Annotated in this window: 16 protein-coding genes and 2 pseudogenes; all 18 read left to right on the top strand. The window is 34.5% G+C overall.

Annotated elements, in window-relative coordinates; all coding sequences use genetic code 11:
• Nucleotides 1-948, top strand: a pseudogene (locus O9267_RS11305) (multicopper oxidase domain-containing protein); the annotation flags it as partial.
• 33 nt (nucleotides 949-981) lie between these two features.
• A pseudogene (locus O9267_RS11300) lies at nucleotides 982-1,830 on the top strand (RteC domain-containing protein).
• Between the two features lie 113 nt (nucleotides 1,831-1,943).
• On the top strand, nucleotides 1,944-2,231 hold the full coding sequence (locus O9267_RS11295; protein ID WP_064715049.1) for a helix-turn-helix domain-containing protein: 288 nt from the start codon (nucleotides 1,944-1,946) through the stop codon (nucleotides 2,229-2,231).
• 11 nt (nucleotides 2,232-2,242) lie between these two features.
• On the top strand, nucleotides 2,243-3,076 hold the full coding sequence (locus O9267_RS11290; protein ID WP_298179489.1) for a transcriptional regulator: 834 nt from the start codon (nucleotides 2,243-2,245) through the stop codon (nucleotides 3,074-3,076).
• 89 nt (nucleotides 3,077-3,165) lie between these two features.
• Nucleotides 3,166-3,789 carry an ATPase gene (locus O9267_RS11285; RefSeq protein ID WP_298179487.1) on the top strand — a complete coding sequence of 208 codons (624 nt, stop codon included), beginning with the start codon at nucleotides 3,166-3,168 and terminating at the stop codon, nucleotides 3,787-3,789.
• A 38-nt stretch (nucleotides 3,790-3,827) separates the two neighbouring features.
• On the top strand, nucleotides 3,828-4,457 hold the full coding sequence (locus O9267_RS11280; protein ID WP_298179485.1) for a hypothetical protein: 630 nt from the start codon (nucleotides 3,828-3,830) through the stop codon (nucleotides 4,455-4,457).
• Nucleotides 4,458-5,035: 578 nt separating this feature from the next.
• A complete protein-coding gene (locus O9267_RS11275; RefSeq protein WP_140996399.1) occupies nucleotides 5,036-5,332 on the top strand; it encodes a helix-turn-helix transcriptional regulator in 297 nt (98 codons plus the stop codon).
• 104 nt (nucleotides 5,333-5,436) lie between these two features.
• Complete coding sequence (locus O9267_RS11270; protein WP_298179479.1) at nucleotides 5,437-6,684, top strand: type II toxin-antitoxin system HipA family toxin; 1,248 nt, start codon at nucleotides 5,437-5,439, stop codon at nucleotides 6,682-6,684.
• A gap of 177 nt (nucleotides 6,685-6,861) precedes the next feature.
• Nucleotides 6,862-7,173: a hypothetical protein gene (locus O9267_RS11265; protein ID WP_298179476.1), complete on the top strand. Its 312-nt coding sequence runs from the start codon at nucleotides 6,862-6,864 to the stop codon at nucleotides 7,171-7,173.
• Between the two features lie 85 nt (nucleotides 7,174-7,258).
• Nucleotides 7,259-9,430 (top strand): TonB-dependent receptor, encoded by a 2,172-nt coding sequence (locus tag O9267_RS11260; RefSeq protein WP_298179473.1) that lies wholly within the window; start codon nucleotides 7,259-7,261, stop codon nucleotides 9,428-9,430.
• 3 nt (nucleotides 9,431-9,433) lie between these two features.
• On the top strand, nucleotides 9,434-10,228 hold the full coding sequence (locus tag O9267_RS11255) for a cation diffusion facilitator family transporter (protein WP_298179472.1): 795 nt from the start codon (nucleotides 9,434-9,436) through the stop codon (nucleotides 10,226-10,228).
• Nucleotides 10,229-11,707: 1,479 nt separating this feature from the next.
• Nucleotides 11,708-12,217: a hypothetical protein gene (locus O9267_RS11250; RefSeq protein ID WP_298179471.1), complete on the top strand. Its 510-nt coding sequence runs from the start codon at nucleotides 11,708-11,710 to the stop codon at nucleotides 12,215-12,217.
• A gap of 541 nt (nucleotides 12,218-12,758) precedes the next feature.
• Nucleotides 12,759-13,646: a branched-chain amino acid transaminase gene (locus tag O9267_RS11245; protein WP_291252770.1), complete on the top strand. Its 888-nt coding sequence runs from the start codon at nucleotides 12,759-12,761 to the stop codon at nucleotides 13,644-13,646.
• A gap of 2 nt (nucleotides 13,647-13,648) precedes the next feature.
• Nucleotides 13,649-15,325, top strand: a complete 1,677-nt coding sequence (gene ilvD / locus O9267_RS11240) for a dihydroxy-acid dehydratase (RefSeq protein WP_298179467.1) — start codon at nucleotides 13,649-13,651, stop codon at nucleotides 15,323-15,325.
• Between the two features lie 7 nt (nucleotides 15,326-15,332).
• Entirely contained in the window at nucleotides 15,333-17,027 is a 1,695-nt protein-coding gene (gene ilvB, locus O9267_RS11235) for a biosynthetic-type acetolactate synthase large subunit (RefSeq protein ID WP_298179464.1), read from the top strand.
• Between the two features lie 11 nt (nucleotides 17,028-17,038).
• Nucleotides 17,039-17,563, top strand: coding sequence for an acetolactate synthase small subunit (gene ilvN, locus O9267_RS11230; RefSeq protein ID WP_298179462.1), 525 nt, complete (start codon nucleotides 17,039-17,041; stop codon nucleotides 17,561-17,563).
• 19 nt (nucleotides 17,564-17,582) lie between these two features.
• Entirely contained in the window at nucleotides 17,583-18,626 is a 1,044-nt protein-coding gene (gene ilvC, locus O9267_RS11225) for a ketol-acid reductoisomerase (protein WP_291252774.1), read from the top strand.
• Nucleotides 18,626-19,870, top strand: a complete 1,245-nt coding sequence (ilvA, locus tag O9267_RS11220; protein WP_291252775.1) for a threonine ammonia-lyase IlvA — start codon at nucleotides 18,626-18,628, stop codon at nucleotides 19,868-19,870. The genes ilvC and ilvA overlap by 1 nt, the downstream gene beginning before the upstream one ends.
• Nucleotides 19,871-20,051 lie beyond the last annotated feature (181 nt).

The raw sequence follows: 20,051 nt of genomic DNA, 5'->3' as shown, positions 1-20,051 counted from the left end.
CCCAGTAAAAGAACTTCGTTTTGAACTAACAGGTAACATGAACCGATATGTTTGGAGTTTAGACAATAAAGTAGTTTCTGAAACAGATAAAATCCTAATAAAAAAAGGAGAAAACATTAGAATTACACTTTACAATGGTTCCATGATGCGTCATCCAATGCACTTACATGGACATGATTTCAGAATATTAAATGGTCAAGAGGAATATGCACCATTAAAAAATGTAATGGACTTAATGCCTATGGAAACCAACATAATTGAATTCAATGCCAATGTTGAAGGAGATTGGTTTTTTCATTGTCATATTTTGTATCACATGATGGCAGGAATGGGAAGAGTATTCACCTATGAAAACCAAACGCCAAATCCGCTAATTCCAAATCCAAAAGTAGCACAAAGAAAATTATTTGCGATGATAGAGCTTTTCATTTCATGGCAGAAAATGATTTTGCTACTAATGGAAATGATGGTATGGCAATGATCCAAAATACACGTTGGAGTTTAGGTGCAGAATGGCGACTAGGATACAATGATATGCATGGTTATGAAGCCGAATTTCATTTAGGCAGATACATAGGAAAAATGCAGTGGTTGATGCCTTTTATTGGTTTCGATTGGCGTTACAGGAATATGGATGGAATGATAGAAAAAAACATTTTTGGACAAGAAAATACCAAAGATAAAAGAGCCGTTATAAGTGCCGGGGTTAATTACACATTACCAATGTTAGTAATTGCTCAAGCAGAAGTATTTCAGGATGGAAACATAAGATTACAGTTAATGAGAGAGGATATTCCAATTTCAAAACGCTTAAGAATGGGGTTTATGGTAAACACCGATACAGAATTTATGCTAGATGCACGTTACATTTTAAAAAGAAATATAAGTTTAAGAACACATTACGATAGTGATATGGGATTTGGGTTAGGTATTAGTTTAAATTATTAAAAAAGTTTCAATCAAAAATTAATACCAAAGAAATTGAGCCCAAAAATCAACCAATTATTAACAGATTTAAACGAACAGTTAAATTTTACTGATTTAGAAATAGACGACCCAATAAAGCGTTGTGAAAGTGCTATAGATATTATTTTGAAATCACTCCAAAAATTAAAAGTATTATTTGAAAAAGAGAAAAATAAATCAAGTCAACAAGAAATAGAGTTCTTTAAAAATGTAAAGCCCAAATTTACGTCAAAACTAATTTATTATAACGTTATATTCAAAATTGAAACGAAGAAACCGCATGGTGGTGAAAGAATTATCAAAAAATACCTTAATAACGAATTAGATAAACTTAAAAGATATTTTGATGGTAACTTAGACTTCTACAGATATTACAGAACAGGAAGCAGCTATTTAGATCACAAATATTTTTTACGAGGAAAAATCGATGTATAATTAGCTTTAGATAGTTTTTATTTTGAAGCAGATCATACATTTTCAACCTCTCACGATTTTAAAGTAGCAAAGATTTTAGCGCACGATTTAATCCAAGTTTATCTCGAAGATAAATTGTTGATGATGGAAAATAAAGACACAAAGGAAAAATCACAAGTCAACCCGAAGGTAAAGCAAACTTGGACAGGTTCTAAAGTCGCATTAATAGAGCTTTTGTATGCTTTGCATACCGAAGGTGTGTTTAATAATGGAGCATCCGATTTGAAAGATATTGCGGAGTATTTTGAAAACATATTCAACATCGATTTAGGTCAGTATCACAGGGCTTTCCTTGAAATTAGAATGCGAAAATCTGACCAAACCAAATTCCTAAACGCATTAAAAGAAAAATTAGTAAAACGGATGGAAAACACAGACGACTTACTTTAAGACCAATAAATACAACACTTTGTATAAAAATCAATCACAACTTGTGATTGACTTGTGATTTAAAACTATTCAAAAACTACAAATTTGTGCCATAACAATCTAAAACATACGTTATGGCAATCGAAGTTATTACACGCGAAGACTTAAACGAATTCAGAAGTCTTCTTTTGAACGATTTAAAAGAAATCATTCAATCCAAACCGCAACAAACAAAACAGTGGCTCAAATCCAATGAAGTCCGTAAACTGTTAAACATTTCTCCAGGTACTTTGCAAAATCTCCGCATCAACGGAACACTCACCTACACCAAAATAGGTGGCATAATGTATTATGACAATTCAGATATTGATAAGTTATTAAATGGAAATAAGGTAAATGCTTTACCTACTCTGTTCAAATAATTTTAGCAATTATGAATTATATCAAACACTTAACTGGTTTCTTCGAAAAAGTAGCCATTGATAAAACGCTAAATCCAACACACGTAAGTTTATACATTGCATTGTTTCAATTTTGGAATTGCAATCGTTTCAAAAATCCAATCAGTATTAATCGCGATGAGGTAATGCGAATAAGTAAAATAAGTTCCAAAGCAACCTATCATAAATGTCTGAAGAACTTGCATAGTTTGGGTTATATCAATTACGAACCATCATACAATCCATTCAAAGGAAGTCATGTCATTTTATTCAACTTTTCAGAAGATTTAAAACCGCTGCCAAAATCCGAAAGAAAACCAAAAAATGAACCACTTATTGAACTTGTTTCTGAACAAGCTTTGAACAAGTCTTGTACTAGTAGTGAAACAGGTACTGAACAAGCAGTAGTACCTTCTATAAACTATATAAACAATACAAACATTTTAAACGATAAAAACGTTTCAAACTTGGAAAAGCACTCAAAAAATTTTGTAGAAATAAATAATTTGGATTTAAAAAACGATGATGAAGAAAAAGAAAAAAGTTCCGCAAAAAAAGAAAAAGAAGAAAAGTCACAGCCAACAATCGAAGAAGTCAAAATCTATTTCCAAGAAAATAACTTTCCGGAACAAGAAGCTCAAAAATTCTTCAACTATTTCAAAAGTGTCGGTTGGTTAGTCGGAGGTAAAACACCAATGGTCGATTGGCAAGCAGCAGCACAAAATTGGATGATTAACGCACCAAAATTTATTTCAAATGCAGAACAACCAAACAGAGCAAAACAACTCAACACAACAACCGACAAAGACTATTCAGAGCCATTATAGTCTTTTTGTCATGCTGAACTTGTTTCAGCATCTCATCCTTTGCGAACCTAGCGTAATCCTTTGCGGTCTTTGCGGTTAAATTTTCAGTTATGGAAAAAGAAATAAAATCACATTACAGCTACACCGAAGTAATCAATTGGCTCGAAGCTAAAGGAGTTGAACTATACGGCAATCATTTCAAAATCATTGAAACCGATTATCCAATTGTATACAAACTAATCGCTTATTTCTTAAAAGACGAACCAACATGTTTTCAATACGGAATAAACCTCAACAAGGGAATTCTATTAACCGGACCAATCGGATGCGGAAAAACATCATTGATGAATTTAATGAAATACCTAACAGCTACAGAACATAAATTTATCGTAAAACCCTGCAGAGACATAAGTTTCGAATTTATTCAAGAAGGCTATGAAGTAATTCATAGATATTCTAAGGGTAAACTACACCAATCAGAACCAAGAACCTATTGTTTCGACGATTTAGGAACAGAAAATAATTTAAAATACTTCGGCAACGAATGCAATGTAATGGCAGAAATTATATTAAGCCGATATGATATATTCATCTCAAAAAAACTAAAAACCCACATCACCACAAACCTATCAGCCACAGAAATAGAAACCCACTACGGCAACCGAATTCGTTCTAGATTACGTGAGATGGTCAATTTAATTTCATTCGAAAAAACAGCACAAGACAAAAGATAAAATTCGTGTAAATCCGCGTTTCAACAAAAAGTAACAAAATGAAAACAATAACCACCTTCTGGAACTACTTCCAACAAAACAACTTCGTTTTTCTACTCCTAAACGAAATCCCAAAAGAAGAACTAAAAACACATTTCGACAAACTAATCGAGATACTACATCAATACAACAAAGATCTAGACCTCATCATCAAAAACAAAACAAACGGTGCAGAGATAATCATTACAGCAAACGGAAACCCCTATCTTTTCAAAGAAGTAGAATTACTAGTTCGTCATTCTCCAAATATAAAACGTTGGAAAATAACCGCTTTTCTCCAACCCGAAACCAACCTAACCAAATACGAAAACGGCACCGACAAACCACTAGAGTATTACGGCATCACTTTACGAATAAGCGAAATGTATTTCATACCATTAGAAAACCCAAACAAACCAACCGATTTAGGAATAAAAGTATTGCTCAAAAATTACATCATCCATAAAGACAACCCAAGACTTAGAGAGGCAGTTTATGTTCACATCGAACATCTAATAGGCGAAAAGTCCTTTGCAAACGACCTATCCTTTATAGAAATAGACCAACTAAAAAACGAAGATTTAGAAGACGATTGCGTACTTGAATTATATAACCTAAAGTTTTTTATTGACTCCTTTGAATACGATTAAGCTTCGGCAATAAATGTTGTTTACTGCCAAAGTTTAACGGAAAAAAAGATGTTTCGTAGTAAAATAATCAGGTTCAACCTGACAAAACAACTATAAATGATCATAGACCCTATTGCATATCGCAATGTTCAATATTTGTCTCAATTATTGAAAAATAGAGTAGTGAAGACAAGAAAGTGGGTAGAAAAGGTGGGTAGATAATTAACCTACAATCTCTTTATGTCGTATTGCTAAGCAGCTGATTTATTGAATAATAAAAAATAATAATTTTCAATTCAAGAGAAATTAACATCTAAAAGTGGGTGAATAAGTGGGTGGAAAAATTGTTAAACAGTAAACACCTCATAAACAAAACAATAAACCTGTTTTTACACAATAAACCACATTAGTTTACTATCAATATTTTAGTTTATTATTTGTAATATAAAGTATATCACAATACGCAACAAAAGAAATCAGCTATATAATTTTGGCAAAAAGTAGGTTTTTTTGCCAAAGTTATAACACAACTAAAAAACACTTATGTTTGTTATTTCAAACATAAATAGTATATTTGTTCAGAATAACAAACATTTGATATGGCAACAACCAGTAAAAAGCAATCCGTTTTTCCAAAATACGAGAAAGTATTAGAGCAGATGGGAGAAAATGTAAAGATGGCTCGTAAAAGGCGAAAACTTACAATGATTCAAGTGGCGGAAAGAGCTGATATTGCGAGGTCAACTTTACACCTAATTGAGCAGGGAAGCCCAAGTGTGGCTATGGGTGCCTATTTCAATGTACTACGAGTGCTAGGCCTACAGGATGATTTCTTAAAACTAGCTGCAGACGACGAACTGGGAAGAAAACTCCAAGACCTCGAACTTTTAAAATAATTATAAGATATAAATGAAACGTCAGTTCGAGTGATTTTTACGCAATGCAATGGAGTGAAAATTGTATCGAGAACCTTTTAAATTAAAAAATACAACCGTCTAAAATGTCCACAAAAACCGATATATACGTTTACGCTCATTGGATTGGAATGCAAGAACCAAAGATAGTTGGTATTTTGTCTGCACAACAAGCCAAAGGCAAGAAAGCATTTAGCTTTGAGTACGATAAGGACTGGCTCAAATCAGGACAACAATTCTTACTCGACCCCGACATACAATTGTATGGTGGGCCACAATATCCAAATCAAAAAGAGAACTTCGGCATTTTTCTCGACAGTATGCCCGATACTTGGGGACGCACACTAATGAAACGTAGAGAAGCACAATTGGCAAGAGAAAAGAATGTAAAGCCTAAAACTCTTTACGATATAGATTTTCTGTTAGGTGTTTTTGATGAAAGCCGTATGGGAGCATTGCGTTTTAAAATAGACCTGGTGGGTGAATTTTTAGACAATGATAAAGTAACATCAACACCTCCTTGGGCTTCAATTAGAGAGCTTCAAAATGCTGCCTTCATTTTTGAAAATGATATAAATAATGAAGATGTCAACAGATACCTTTCAGTACTAATAACACCTGGTTCGTCATTAGGTGGAGCACGACCTAAAGCCAATATTCTAGACGCAGATAAAAGTCTTTGGATTGCCAAATTTCCATCCAAAACAGATACCATTGACAAAGCTGCTTGGGAATTTTTAGCGTATCAATTGGCAACTAAGGCTGGAATTGAAATGGCACCTTGTCATATGGAAAGAATTTTAGGCAAACACCATACCTTTTTCACAAAACGTTTCGACCGTAAAAACGGAGAACGAATCCACTTTGCATCCGCAATGACAATGACCGGAAATAACGAAGACACCATTAGAGACAACCAAGCAAGCTACTTAGATATTGCAGAATTTATTAGTAATCACGGAGCAAACATAGAAGCCAACCTACACCAACTATGGCGAAGGATAATCTTCAACATAGCCATTTCCAACACCGATGATCATTTAAGAAACCACGGATTTATACTAACCAAAGAAGGTTGGATATTATCTCCGGCCTATGACCTCAATCCTTCCATAGACAAAGACGGCTTAGCCTTAAATATTGATACTGATAACAATGAATTGGATTTCGATTTAGCAAAAAGTGTAGGTGAATATTTCCGATTAAACAATAATCAAATGGAGGAAATTATCCAGCAAGTCTTAGGAGTTACGACCAAATGGAAAACAATGGCAAATGAAATCGGAATTTCCCGAAGCGAACAGGAAGTAATGGAAAAAGCATTTTACACATAGAAATTAAAATGAAATTTTATGAAGAATAATATTTTTTCAATAACAATATCTGCTTTCCCTACCTTAAATGAAGATAGTTTACTAATCTGTTATAGTTCTAATAAAAAGAAACATATTATATTTACGAACTAAATTGTACTTTTCCTAAAAGAGTATTTTTTTCAGTATCTTCGCAAAATGAAATTTATATCTTTAATATTAGCCTTTTATGTCTTGCTGTTATCAGCATTACCGACTTTTGTTGAGGATAAATGTATGCAGGAGCATACAACTGAGCAAGGACAAAACGGACAGGAAGACCAAAATTGCAATAAGGGTTGTTGTTCGCCTTTTTTTAGCTGTAACACCTGTACAGGATTTGTTTTAACTACTTTTCATTTTTCGGTTACACATTCAGTAAAAGAACCGCAAAGAAAATTAGGAACAATGCCAACACCGCCTGTTTATAATTTTCCCTTTTCCGTTTGGCATCCCCCACAGCTTGTTTAATATGTAGTGCTTTCAGCACAGTTTATTTCCTGCGGTGCATAGCACCGCTACAATTCATTTATTCATATTAAGCATCATTTTTACAATGAAAAAAATACTTATTGTGTCATTTTTTATGACACTCAACCTTTGTGTATATGCACAAAATACGTTCAAAGCAGTAATTAAAGACAGCGAAAAAAAAGAGCCTTTAATGGACGTAACCGTACAGGTTATAGGAACCACAATCGGAACAACTTCAGATGAAAACGGACAAATCATATTAACAGGTATTCCAAACGGTCTGCAAGTAATTCAATTTAGTTATGTTGGTTTTGCCCAACGTACCGACAGCTTTAACTTTCCATTAGAAGATACAACCCCGATTGAGATTTTACTCTATGAAAGTTCAACAGAGTTAGACGGTATTGTTATTTCATCTACAAGAAGTACAAGAACTATCCAAAATATCCCTACACGCATTGAGTTTATCGGAAGAGAGGAATTAGACGAAAAAGGCAATATGAAAGCAGGGGATATTCGTATGCTTTTGAGTGAAAGTACAGGTATTCACGTACAAACCACATCGCCCACAAGTGCCAATGCAAGTATTCGTATTCAAGGGCTTGACGGACGATATACGCAAATTCTAAAAGACGGTTTTCCTATTTATTCGGGTGCTTCAAGTGGGTTAGGCTTGTTGCAAATTCCACCGCTTGACTTAAAACAGGTTGAAGTTATCAAAGGTTCAACTTCTACGCTGTACGGTGGTGGAGCAATAGCAGGTTTGGTAAATCTGATTTCCAAAACACCAGCGGAAGAAAGGGATTTGCGTTTTCATTTAAACGGAACATCAGGCAGAGGTTTAGACATCAACGGTTTTTACGGACAGAAGTTTAAGAAAATCGGAACGACAATATTTGCTTCACATAATCGCAACGGAGCTTACGACCCTGCAAAAATCGGGCTTTCTGCAATTCCCCAATTTGAAAGGTATGTACTGAACCCTAAATTATTTGTTTACTTCAATGATAAAACAAAAATGAACTTTGGCATTAACACCACCATTGAAAACCGTTTGGGTGGCGATATGCTTTACATCAAAGGCAAAGGGGATAACACACATCAATATTTTGAGGAAAACAAAACACAGCGTTATTCCACTCAATTTGTTTTTGACCATACTGTAAACGAAAACAGTTTTGTACAAATCAAAAACAGCGTAAGTTATTTTAACCGCAATACGGCTATTCCGAATTACGAATTTGAGGGAACGCAGACCGCTACTTTTACGGAAGCAAGCTATACGCACAGCAAAGAAAAATCGGAATGGGTAACAGGCGTTAATATTTGGACGGACAATTTTAAAGAAAAACAGATTACCGCATTTCCGTTGAGGGATTACAACCAAACCACATTCGGGGCTTTCGTTCAAAATTCTTTTAAGGCTACCGATTGGCTTCAATTAGAAACAGGTTTAAGGACGGATTACGTGATAGATTACGGAGCTGTTTTTTTGCCAAGAGTATCGGCATTGTTTAAGATTGCAAACGGTTTGACTTCACGTATCGGGGGCGGATTTGGCTACAAAACACCAACCATTTTTACCGAAGAAAGCGAACGCATACAGTACCAAAACGTAATGCCTATTAACAATAAAACCAATAAATTAGAAAGAAGTTACGGAGCAAATGCAGACATCAACTACCGTACTAATATAGGCGATGATTGGACATTCAGCATAAACCAACTGTTTTTTTATACTTATCTGGATAATCCTTTGTTGCTTCAAAATCCATCTGCTAATCTTTATCAGTTCATCAATTCATCGGGCTACATTCATACTAAAGGAACAGAAACCAACGTAAAAATAGGATATGATGATTTGAAACTGTTTCTGGGCTACACCTTTACCGATACCCGATTGATTGAAAACGGAACAACTACCGAAAATCCATTAACCCCAAAACACCGTATTAACTCTGTACTGATGTATGAAATTGAGGATAAATGGAAGATTGGTTTAGAAGCCTATTATTTCAGTCCGCAAAAGCTCAATGACGGAACAATAGGAAACGATTATTGGACATGTGGCTTTATGGCTGAAAAGATTTGGGAAAGATTTTCTTTATATATAAACTTTGAAAACTTCCTTGATACAAGACAGACACGTTTTGATAACATTTATACAGGTACTATAACCAACCCTGTTTTTAAAGATATTTATTCACCATTGGACGGATTTGTAATTAACGGAGGAATAAAATTTAAACTTTAAAAGATGAACAAAACAATATTCAATATTACAAAAATGGATTGCCCAAGTGAGGAGCAGTTAATCCGTATGAAACTGCAAAACTTTGATACGGTAAAATCATTAGAGTTTGATATTCCAAACAGAAAGCTGAACGTTTATCACAATGGAAATCCCGACCCGATTTTAACGGCTTTGGGAACACTAAACCTGAATACTACATTGATTTCAACTGAAGAAAGCAATGCAATTTTTGAAACAGATACAAATAATAATCAAAGGAAACTACTTTGGACTGTACTGATTATTAATTTCGTTTTCTTTGGATTGGAAATGGTGTTTGGCATTTTTTCCAATTCAATGGGTTTGGTAGCTGATAGTTTGGATATGCTTGCGGACAGTATCGTTTATGCTTTGGCTTTATTAGCTGTGGGTGGAACAATAGCAAGGAAAAACATCATCTCCAAATTTGCAGGGTACTTTCAAATCCTATTGGCTGTTATTGGTTTTGTTGAAGTTATCAGGCGTTTTTTAGGCTTTGAAAAAATGCCCGATTTTCAAACTATGATTATCGTTTCTGTTTTGGCACTAATGGCAAATATATTTTGTCTTTACCTGTTGCAAAAGAACAAAAGCAAAGAAGCCCACATACAGGCAACTATGATTTTTACATCAAACGATATTATAATCAATTCGGGTGTTATTGTTGCAGGGCTTTTGGTTCATTGGCTCAATTCAAGCTATCCTGATTTGATTATCGGAGCTATTGTATTTGCTGTTGTTGGTAGCGGTGCATTAAGAATATTGAAATTGGTAAAATAATAGTTAAATTCTTCCTCAGCTAATAGAAATAGGCAGGATAACAAAAATACTTTTGTGATAATAATTGATACATAAAAAAAGAACTAAAGATAGTTTATATTCTATTTGTTAAATGTGAAAAAGGCTTATAAAATCTACTTTATTCTTTCTTATTAAATGAAAACAGTAATAAAAAAATTAAAGTCTTGCTGTGCTTTACAAAAAATATTTTTCCGAATAGTATAGTAATGGAAGTATGTTTTAATTAGTTTCCAGTTGCCACCCCTTCCCAACGCTCCAAAAGTTTTTGTATGCCAGAAGTTAATCACTCCGATAGAAAAATAGTGCAAGGCAACAAAAACTTTCCCAAAGCTTAGTTACATAATGTGGCATTATAGTGCATAAAGAACTATCCTGCTACTAATCAAAATCACGGATGCACTATAATAACATTATGTAAAAAAGCCGCTCTCCCAACGCGCTTGCCAGTGGCTCCAGGACAACATTTTTTGCAGCTCCCATCGCATCACCCAGCTACAAAAAACACCGTCCTTCGCCACTGTCTTTAACAACGTTCGCCATTTCATAGGAAGCATTACGTTTTTCATTGCTTTTAAGAACGTTTACGGTAACTGTTTTATCAACTTTGTGGTTAAATAGGAAGTATTTGCATTGCTTTTGTAAGTAATAAAATGGCTTTTAATTTTATTAAATTTGCCTAGGGTAAAAGCCATTTTATTACCCACAAAACCAAAATTCCCAGTAAGAGTATCATTTTTTTTTTGCCAGAAACCCCACAGTTATTGCTCCAGCGAAAAAGCTGATGCCATACCATTTTTTAAGATAATCTGCTGCATACTGAACACTGTGACTGTCAACTGAATTTCAGGCATCAGCTTTTTCACTAAAGCAATCAGAAACATCCCAATAAGCAAATAAAAAATGATACCCTTACTTGCGCTACTGCCACATCGCACTCGGTAGTATGATGCATTGTTTTTTGAAGATGCTTCACATTTTCATAAGACATTTTTCTGCTAACTGAACACTGAGACTGCCAACTGACTTTCAGGCATCCTCAAAAATCAAAACCAAAAGAAAGAGTATCAAATTCTTTGGCCGGATGAATAGCTTTTTTATTTTATGACTTGGTTAATTCATCCATCCAAAGAATTTGATACCCTTTCCGAAGACGTCTATTTTTCAAATCAAAACTCATTCCTTCAAATAAAATCCGATTATACGATGTCGTTTAGAATTTGAAATCAAAACAAAAAATAAAAAAAAGAGAGCAAAGATAAGTTCCAGGTATTCAAAAAAGCAAGTTCAAGCCTTCGGTTCCGGATAAAATCTCCACCCTTACATTTCCAGCTTGACTATTCACTTATCACTAATTACTATTCACTAATAAGGGTAGTATTTTACCCGTAAAACTTGCTTTTTTGAAACCCTCCACAAGGCAAGACGGCTTTCTTTTTTTTCCTTTTTTCTTTTGCAAAAATGTGTGTGGGGCATCTCGGTATTCAATCACATTTCGGGCACCAAAATAGGAAGACGAAGGAAGTTAACCTTTTAAATCCTTGTACTATTGACACAATTTTTATTAAAACCCACCAACCTGGGGCGCACTATGCCAAACCGCACTTTTTCGTATTATCAAAAGGACTAAATAGCGGAAAACCAAGCAATGAACCTTTTACAAACAGCTTTGTACTAGTCTTCCAAACCGAAGCTCAAAAAGAGGACATTTTTTGGATAGCCATGAGCCTATGGAAATCCAAATTCTGGATGCCTTTTCTTCGCGGTTCGGTTATTCCGTTCTTATCCCTCTATGAATTCAAAAAAGAGTTCAATCCAAGAGCAACGCGAATGATGCGTGAACACGAGCAGCACCATAAAAACATCCAAGCACTCAAGCTGCTGCAAGAACAAGAAGCCCATCACGCAAAAAACATTCACCTCATCAATGAGCTGAGAAACGCAATTTTGATGAGGTACAGAATGAAATAAATATTTAGATTTTAAAACCTATAGTTTTCAAGCCGAAGTATACTTTTATAACTTTTTTCAAATAAAATGTTATAAATTAATTTTTTTATAGTAATATTGCACCATATAAAGAAAAAAGTTTTGAAAAATTTAGCTATTATTCCTTCAATTATTATTGTAAATGTGATGATCACATCTGCAGAGGGAATGCTATAAATATATATTAAAAATATTTTGAAGCCTCCCGAGAAATTAGGAGGCTTTTTTAGTTTTGACATGCTATGAAGACAAATTCAAACATTATTATTATCAGCATTATTATTCGCTCTTTCGAGTGAGTCAGGCTGGTAGTGTCCAATTTTAAGCCTTTCTCATTCAGTTGAGGAAGGCTTTTTTATTTTAATAGATTACACATGAAAACCAATATGAACATTATTATTATCAGCATTATTATTCGCTCTTTCGAGTGAGTCAGGCTGGTAGTGTCCAATTTTTAAGCCTTTCTCATTCGTTTGAGAAAGGCTTTTTTTATTCCATTTCGTAACAATTAAATCAAATCAATATGTATTACAACAACAACACATTACTTTATTTAGACGGAAAATTTGTCAAAGCAAATGAGTCCAAAATCGATTTATACAGTCAAACGCTGCACTATGGATATGGCGTTTTTGAAGGTATACGCGCTTATGCAACTGATGAAGGAACTAAAGTCTTTAAAGCAAAAGAGCATTATGAACGTCTTAAAAAATCATGCGAATTAGTAAATATTCCTTTCAATTCCTCAGTAGAAGAACTAATTGAAGCTACTTACGAATTACTTAAAAAAAACAACTTAGCAGATGCTTATGTTCGACCATTAGTTTTTTGTGATCCTAATATGAGTCTTCATAGACCGAATAATGTTTCCATCATGATTTGTGCATGGGAATGGGGTGCGTATTTAGGAGACAAACAGTTACGCTTGACGGTTTCTTCCTATTGTCGTCCACATCCACGCTCTATAAAAATTGAAGCTAAAGTTTGTGGTCATTATGTAAACTCAATCCTTGCTACTACAGAAGCTAAAGACAAAGGATTCGATGAAGCTTTGCTTTTGGATAGTGATGGTTATTTAGCAGAAGGTCCCGGAGCTAATTTGTTTTTTGAAAAAGAAGGCGTTTTATATACACCACAATTAGGAAATATTCTTCCAGGAATTACACGTGCTACTGTTTTAGAATTAGCAGAAAAATTAGGAATTGAAGTAAAACAAGGGCTTTTTCAACCCGAAACCTTATGGAATGCCGATAGCGCATTTTATTGTGGAACCGCTGCAGAAGTAATCGGAATTGAATCGGTTGATGATAAAAAATTTCCAAAAGATTGGAACGATTCATTAGGTAAAAAAATCCAAGAGGAATATTCGCAATTAGTTAGAGAAACAGCAACAACATTTAGTGCAAAATGATAATGAAAACATTAAACAAATATAGTAAAACTATAACGCAAGACAAAACGCAACCCGCAGCTCAAGCGATGCTTTATGGTATCGGATTAACAGAAGAAGACATGCATAAAGCACAAGTAGGAATCGTTAGTACAGGATATGAAGGCAATACTTGTAACATGCATTTGAATGATTTAGCAAAAGAGGTAAAAACTGGTGTTCAAAATGAAAACTTAGTCGGTTTAATATTCAATACAATTGGCGTAAGTGATGGTATTTCTAACGGAACTGATGGAATGCGATTTTCTTTAGTTTCCAGAGATGTAATAGCCGATTCTATCGAAACTGTGGTAAGTGCCCAATGGTACGATGCCGTTTTAGCTGTGGTAGGATGTGATAAAAATATGCCAGGTTCAGTTATGGCAATGGGCAGATTAAATCGTCCTGCAATCATGATTTATGGTGGAACTATTCATTCTGGGAAATGGAAAGGCGAATCTTTAAATATCGTTTCGGCATTTGAAGCCTTGGGGAAAAAAATTAACAATACTATTTCAGAAGAGGATTTCAAAGGTGTAATTAAAAATGCTTGTCCAGGAGCAGGTGCTTGTGGCGGAATGTATACGGCTAATACAATGGCATCGGCAATTGAAGCCTTGGGAATGAGTTTGCCTTTTAGTTCATCTAATCCTGCATTGAGTAATGAGAAGAGTCAAGAATGTTTGGAAGCTGGTAAAGCAATAAAAGTCTTGTTAGAAATGGATATTAAGCCGAAAGATATTATGACGAAAAAAGCGTTCGAAAATGCTATGACCATGGTAACGGTTTTAGGAGGTTCTACTAATGCGGTTATGCATTTGATTGCGATGGCTCATGCGGTTGATATTGAGTTGACTTTAGAAGATTTTCAGAGAATAAGTGATAAAACACCAGTATTGGCTGATTTAAAACCAAGCGGAAAATATTTAATGGAAGATTTACATGCTGTAGGCGGAATTCCAGCAGTAATGAAATATTTATTAAAGAACAATTTGTTGCATGGAGATTGCTTAACAGTCACTGGAAAAACAGTTGCTGAAAACTTAGCAAATGTTCCTGATTTGAATAAAGGCCAAAACGTATTTCTGGATGTAAAAGATCCATTAAAACCAACAGGTCACCTCCAAGTTCTTTATGGAAATTTAGCTTCAGAAGGCAGTGTAGCCAAAATAAGTGGTAATGAAGGTGATTATTTTGAAGGAATAGCAAAAGTATTTGATGATGAATTTGCAACAATTGAAGGAATAAAAAAAGGAGAAGTTGAATCAGGTGATGTTGTCGTAATTCGGTATTGCGGACCAAAAGGTGGTCCCGGAATGCCTGAAATGCTAAAACCAACTTCTGCCATAATAGGAGCTGGATTAGGAAATAGCGTAGCATTAATTACTGATGGTAGATTTTCAGGCGGAACTCACGGTTTTGTAGTTGGACACATAACACCTGAAGCTTATGTTGGTGGAACAATTGCATTAGTAAAAGATGGAGATACTATTACAATTGATGCAAAAAACAATACAATCAACGTAAAAGTAAGTGATGAAGAATTAATGAAACGAAAATCAGAATGGAAACAACCACAACCTAAAGTAACAAAAGGTGTTTTATATAAATACTTACAATGTGTTTCAAGTGCTTCAAAAGGATGTGTAACCGATAAATAAAAACAAAATGAATACAACAAAAATAACAGGCGCCCACGCAGTTTTAAAATCTCTTGTTGAAGAAAATGTGAAAACTATATTTGGATATCCTGGCGGAGCTATCATGCCCATTTATGATGCTTTGTATGATTATTCAGATGCTGTAAATCACATATTAGTGCGTCATGAACAAGGCGCAATTCATGCAGCGCAAGGCTATGCTAGAACTTCAGGAAAAACAGGGGTAGTATTCGCTACTTCTGGTCCAGGGGCTACAAATTTAATAACTGGTTTAGCAGATGCTCAAATAGATTCTACTCCTTTGGTATGTATCACTGGACAAGTTGCTTCTCATCTTTTAGGTACAGATGCATTTCAAGAAACGGATGTAATTGGAATATCCATGCCAGTGACCAAATGGAATTGCCAAGTTACTAAAGCAGAAGATATTCCTGCAGCTATAGCAAAGGCGTTTTATATCGCATCAACAGGTCGTCCTGGACCAGTTTTAATTGATATTACTAAAGATGCCCAATTTGAACTAATGGATTTTAATTACCAAAAATGCACAAAAATTAGAAGCTATCAGCCGAAACCTGATGTAAATAAAACAACTCTTGAAGCAGCAGCCCAACTTATTAATCAAGCAAAAAAGCCATTTTTAGTCATTGGTCAAGGAATTATGTTGTCTAATGCCGAAGAAGAACTGTTGCAATTTGTAGAAAAATCAGGAATTCCAGTTGCTTCTACTCTTTTAGGGTTAGGTGCTTTTCCAAATAATAATCCATTATATGTTGGGTATTTAGGAATGCATGGCGATTATGCACCCAATATTAAAACGAATGAATGTGATGTGCTTATTGCTGTCGGAATGCGTTTCGATGACCGTGTAACTGGAGATGTTTCAAGATATGCGAAACAAGCCAAAGTAATTCATATTGATATTGATGCGGCTGAACTCAATAAAATTATTAAAGCCGATGTTCCTGTTCATGCCGATGCAAAAGAAGCATTAAAGTTGTTAACAGAATTGGTGCAAGAAAAGCAACATCCAGTGTGGTTAAATGAGTTTACCGAAGCCAAAAAAACAGAAGTGGAAACCTTGCAAAAAAGCTCAGAATTATTATTTAGTAGTGAGTTAAAAATGGATGAAGTCATAAAAATACTTTCAGAAATCACTAATGGAGAAGCCGTTGTGGTAACTGATGTTGGGCAACATCAAATGATGACTGCTAGGTATTATAATTACAATAAATCAAAAAGTAATATTACTTCAGGAGGATTAGGAACTATGGGATTTGCATTGCCAGCTGCTATTGGAGCCAAATTTGGTACGCCCGATAAGACAGTAATTGCTGTGATTGGGGATGGAGGTTTTCAAATGACTTTGCAAGAATTAGGAACTATTTTACAAAGTAAAGTAGAGGTAAAAATCATCATTTTAAACAATCGATTTCTTGGAATGGTTAGGCAATGGCAAGATTTGTTTTTTGAAAAACGCTATTCTTTCACGGAAATTATGAGTCCCGATTTTGTTGCTTTATCAAAAGCGTATAGCATCGAATCATCCAGAATTGAAGAAAGAACGCATTTAAAAGAAGCGCTATCAGAAATGTTAAACCATCAAGGCTCTTATCTGTTGGAAGTAATGGTAGCAAAAGAAGAAAATGTATTTCCAATGGTACCAACAGGTGCTTCAGTTTCAGAAATACGATTAAATTAATAATAAAAGATATGGAAAAAACATATACAGTATCTGTATTTACAGAAAATAGTATTGGAATACTTAATCGTATCACCATCATTTTTACACGTCGGCATTTGAATATTGATAGTATAACAGCTTCTGAGTCCGAAGTAAAAGGTGTATTTCGATATACTATTGTTTTAAGAACTTCCGAAAATCAAGTGAATAAAGTAATAGGTCAAATAGAAAAATTAGTAGATGTTTTAAAAGCTTTTGTCCACCAAGAGGAAGAAATAGTACATCAGGAAATCGCATTATACAAAATTAAAACTGACAAGTTAACGAATGGCGATGTAGAAAAAGTAATTCGTGAAAATTATGCCCGAATTTTAACGGTGGATCCATTATTTATGGTCATCGAAAAAACAGGGCATGTAGCAGAAACACAATTGCTTTTCGAAAATTTAAAACCTTTTGGAATACTTGAATTTGCTCGCTCAGGCAGAGTAGCAGTTACAAAACCAATGAAAGAATTAAGTACGTATTTAAAAGAATTAGAAACAAAAAATTAATAGTAAAAACAAAAATAAAATGGCAACAATCAATTTTGGAGGCGTCCTAGAAAACGTAGTAACTAGAGAAGAATTCCCACTAAAAAAAGCACAAGAAATCTTAAAAAATGAAACGGTAGCAGTTATTGGTTATGGAGTGCAAGGACCAGGACAAGTATTGAACTTGAAAGATAATGGCATCAATGTAATTGTTGGACAGCGCAAAGGAACTGCAAGTTGGAACAAAGCAGTAGCCGATGGTTGGGTAGAAGGTAAAACGCTTTTTGATGTTGAAGAAGCTTGTAAAAAAGGAACTATTATCATGAATTTACTTTCAGATGCTGGACAAATACAAGCTTGGGAAGGAATGAAGAAGTATCTAACTAAAGGCAAAGCGTTGTATTTTTCGCATGGATTTGGGGTTACGTTTCATGAAAAAACGGGTATTGTTCCGCCTAATGATATCGATGTGTTTTTAGTAGCACCAAAAGGGTCTGGAGCTTCGCTAAGAAGTTTGTTTTTGAAAGGACAAGGACTAAATTCAAGCTATGCAGTATTTCAAGATGCTTCAGGAACAGCAAATGAGCGAGTATTGGCTTTAGGAATTGCTATCGGATCAGGATATTTGTTTGAGACTACATTTCAAAAAGAAGTATATAGTGATTTAACGGGTGAGCGAGGTGTTTTAATGGGAGCTTTGGCAGGAATTTTTGAAGCACAATACAATGTGTTACGTCAGCGCGGACATTCGCCAAGTGAAGCTTTTAATGAAACAGTGGAAGAGTTAACTCAAAGTTTAATGCCTTTAGTAGCTGAAAATGGAATGGATTGGATGTACGCCAATTGTTCAACAACGGCACAAAGAGGTGCTTTAGATTGGAAAGGAAAATTCAGAGAAGCAACAGAACCTGTTTTAAACGAATTGTATGATAGTGTACTATCTGGTAAAGAAGCAGAAATAGTAATTGAAGCAAATAGTAAACCCGATTATCGTGAAAAATTACAAGAAGAATTAGCTGTTTTACAACAAAGTGAATTCTGGCAAACGGGAGCTCAAGTTCGTAAATTAAGACCAACAAAATAATGAAGGTGTTAGACAACATATACAAAGCCCAAGAAAACATCAAAGAAGTTGCCATCCATACGCCTTTGATGAAAAATGAAAACCTGAGTGAAGAATTCTCTGCTCAGGTTTGGCTAAAACGGGAAGATTTACAACCGGTTCGTTCTTATAAATTGAGAGGGGCTTATAATAAAATTCTTTCACTTGAGGATTCAGAAAAACAAAAAGGAGTAGTTTGTGCTAGCGCAGGAAATCACGCGCAAGGTGTGGCTTATGCTTGTAATAAACTGCATATAAAAGCCACTATTTTTATGCCAGTTACAACTCCATTGCAAAAAATAAAGCAAGTGAAATTATTTGGAAAAGATAAAGTTGAGGTGGTTTTAAAAGGCGATACTTTTGACGAAGCCTTTCACTATGCTAGTCTTTTTTGTAACCAACAAAATGCAGTTTTTATTCATCCTTTCGATGATGAAAAAGTAATTGCAGGTCAAGGAACTGTAGCTTTAGAATTGTTAGAAGATACAAAATTACCTATTGATTATCTTTTTGTTCCAATAGGTGGAGGTGGTTTGGCAGCTGGAGTATCTATGGTGTTCAGTCAATTAAGTCCAAATACAAAAATTATAGGAGTGGAACCTTTAGGAGCAGCTTCTATGAAAACATCTATGGAAAATGGTAGAAATACAACTTTAGATGATATTGATAAATTTATTGATGGTGCTGCGGTAAAGCGTGTTGGTGAAAAGACTTTCGAAATTTGTAAAAAAAGTTTACATGATGTGGTATTAGTTCCTGAAGGAAAGGTGTGTACCACTATTTTACGTTTGTATAATGAAGAAGCAATAGTGGTAGAACCAGCGGGAGCTTTAACTATTGCGGCTTTAGATTTTTACAAAGAACAAATCAAAGGAAAAAATGTTGTGTGTATTGTAAGTGGCAGTAATAATGATATCACCAGAACAGAAGAAATTAAAGAACGTTCACTACTTTATGAAGGATTAAAACATTATTTTATTATTAATTTCCCACAACGACCAGGAGCGTTAAAGGAATTTGTTAGCGAAGTTTTAGGTAAGGAAGATGATATTACTTATTTTCAGTTTTCCAAAAAAAATAATAGAGAAAGTGGACCAGCTGTTGTAGGTATTGAATTAAAGAATAAAAAAGATTTCATAAAAATTGAAGAACAATTAAAACGAAGAAAATTTAATTATCAATACTTGAATGAAAATGTAGATTTATTTACGCACCTAATTCTATAAATTTCAAAATATAATTTTACAAAAAAGCCTGAACATAATTCAGGCTTTCTCATACTCAGTAAATGTTACCAGCCAAAACTGAGTTTATTTCTTTTTAGGTTAAAAGGAAGCATCCACTTAATAAACGAAGTAAGAAACACTATTTTGATGAGGTATAGAATGAAATAGGATGTAAGCCTAG

This window comes from Flavobacterium sp., assembly GCF_027531705.1.
GTDB lineage: Bacteria > Bacteroidota > Bacteroidia > Flavobacteriales > Flavobacteriaceae > Flavobacterium.
This window is presented reverse-complemented; position numbering and strand designations above follow the sequence as displayed.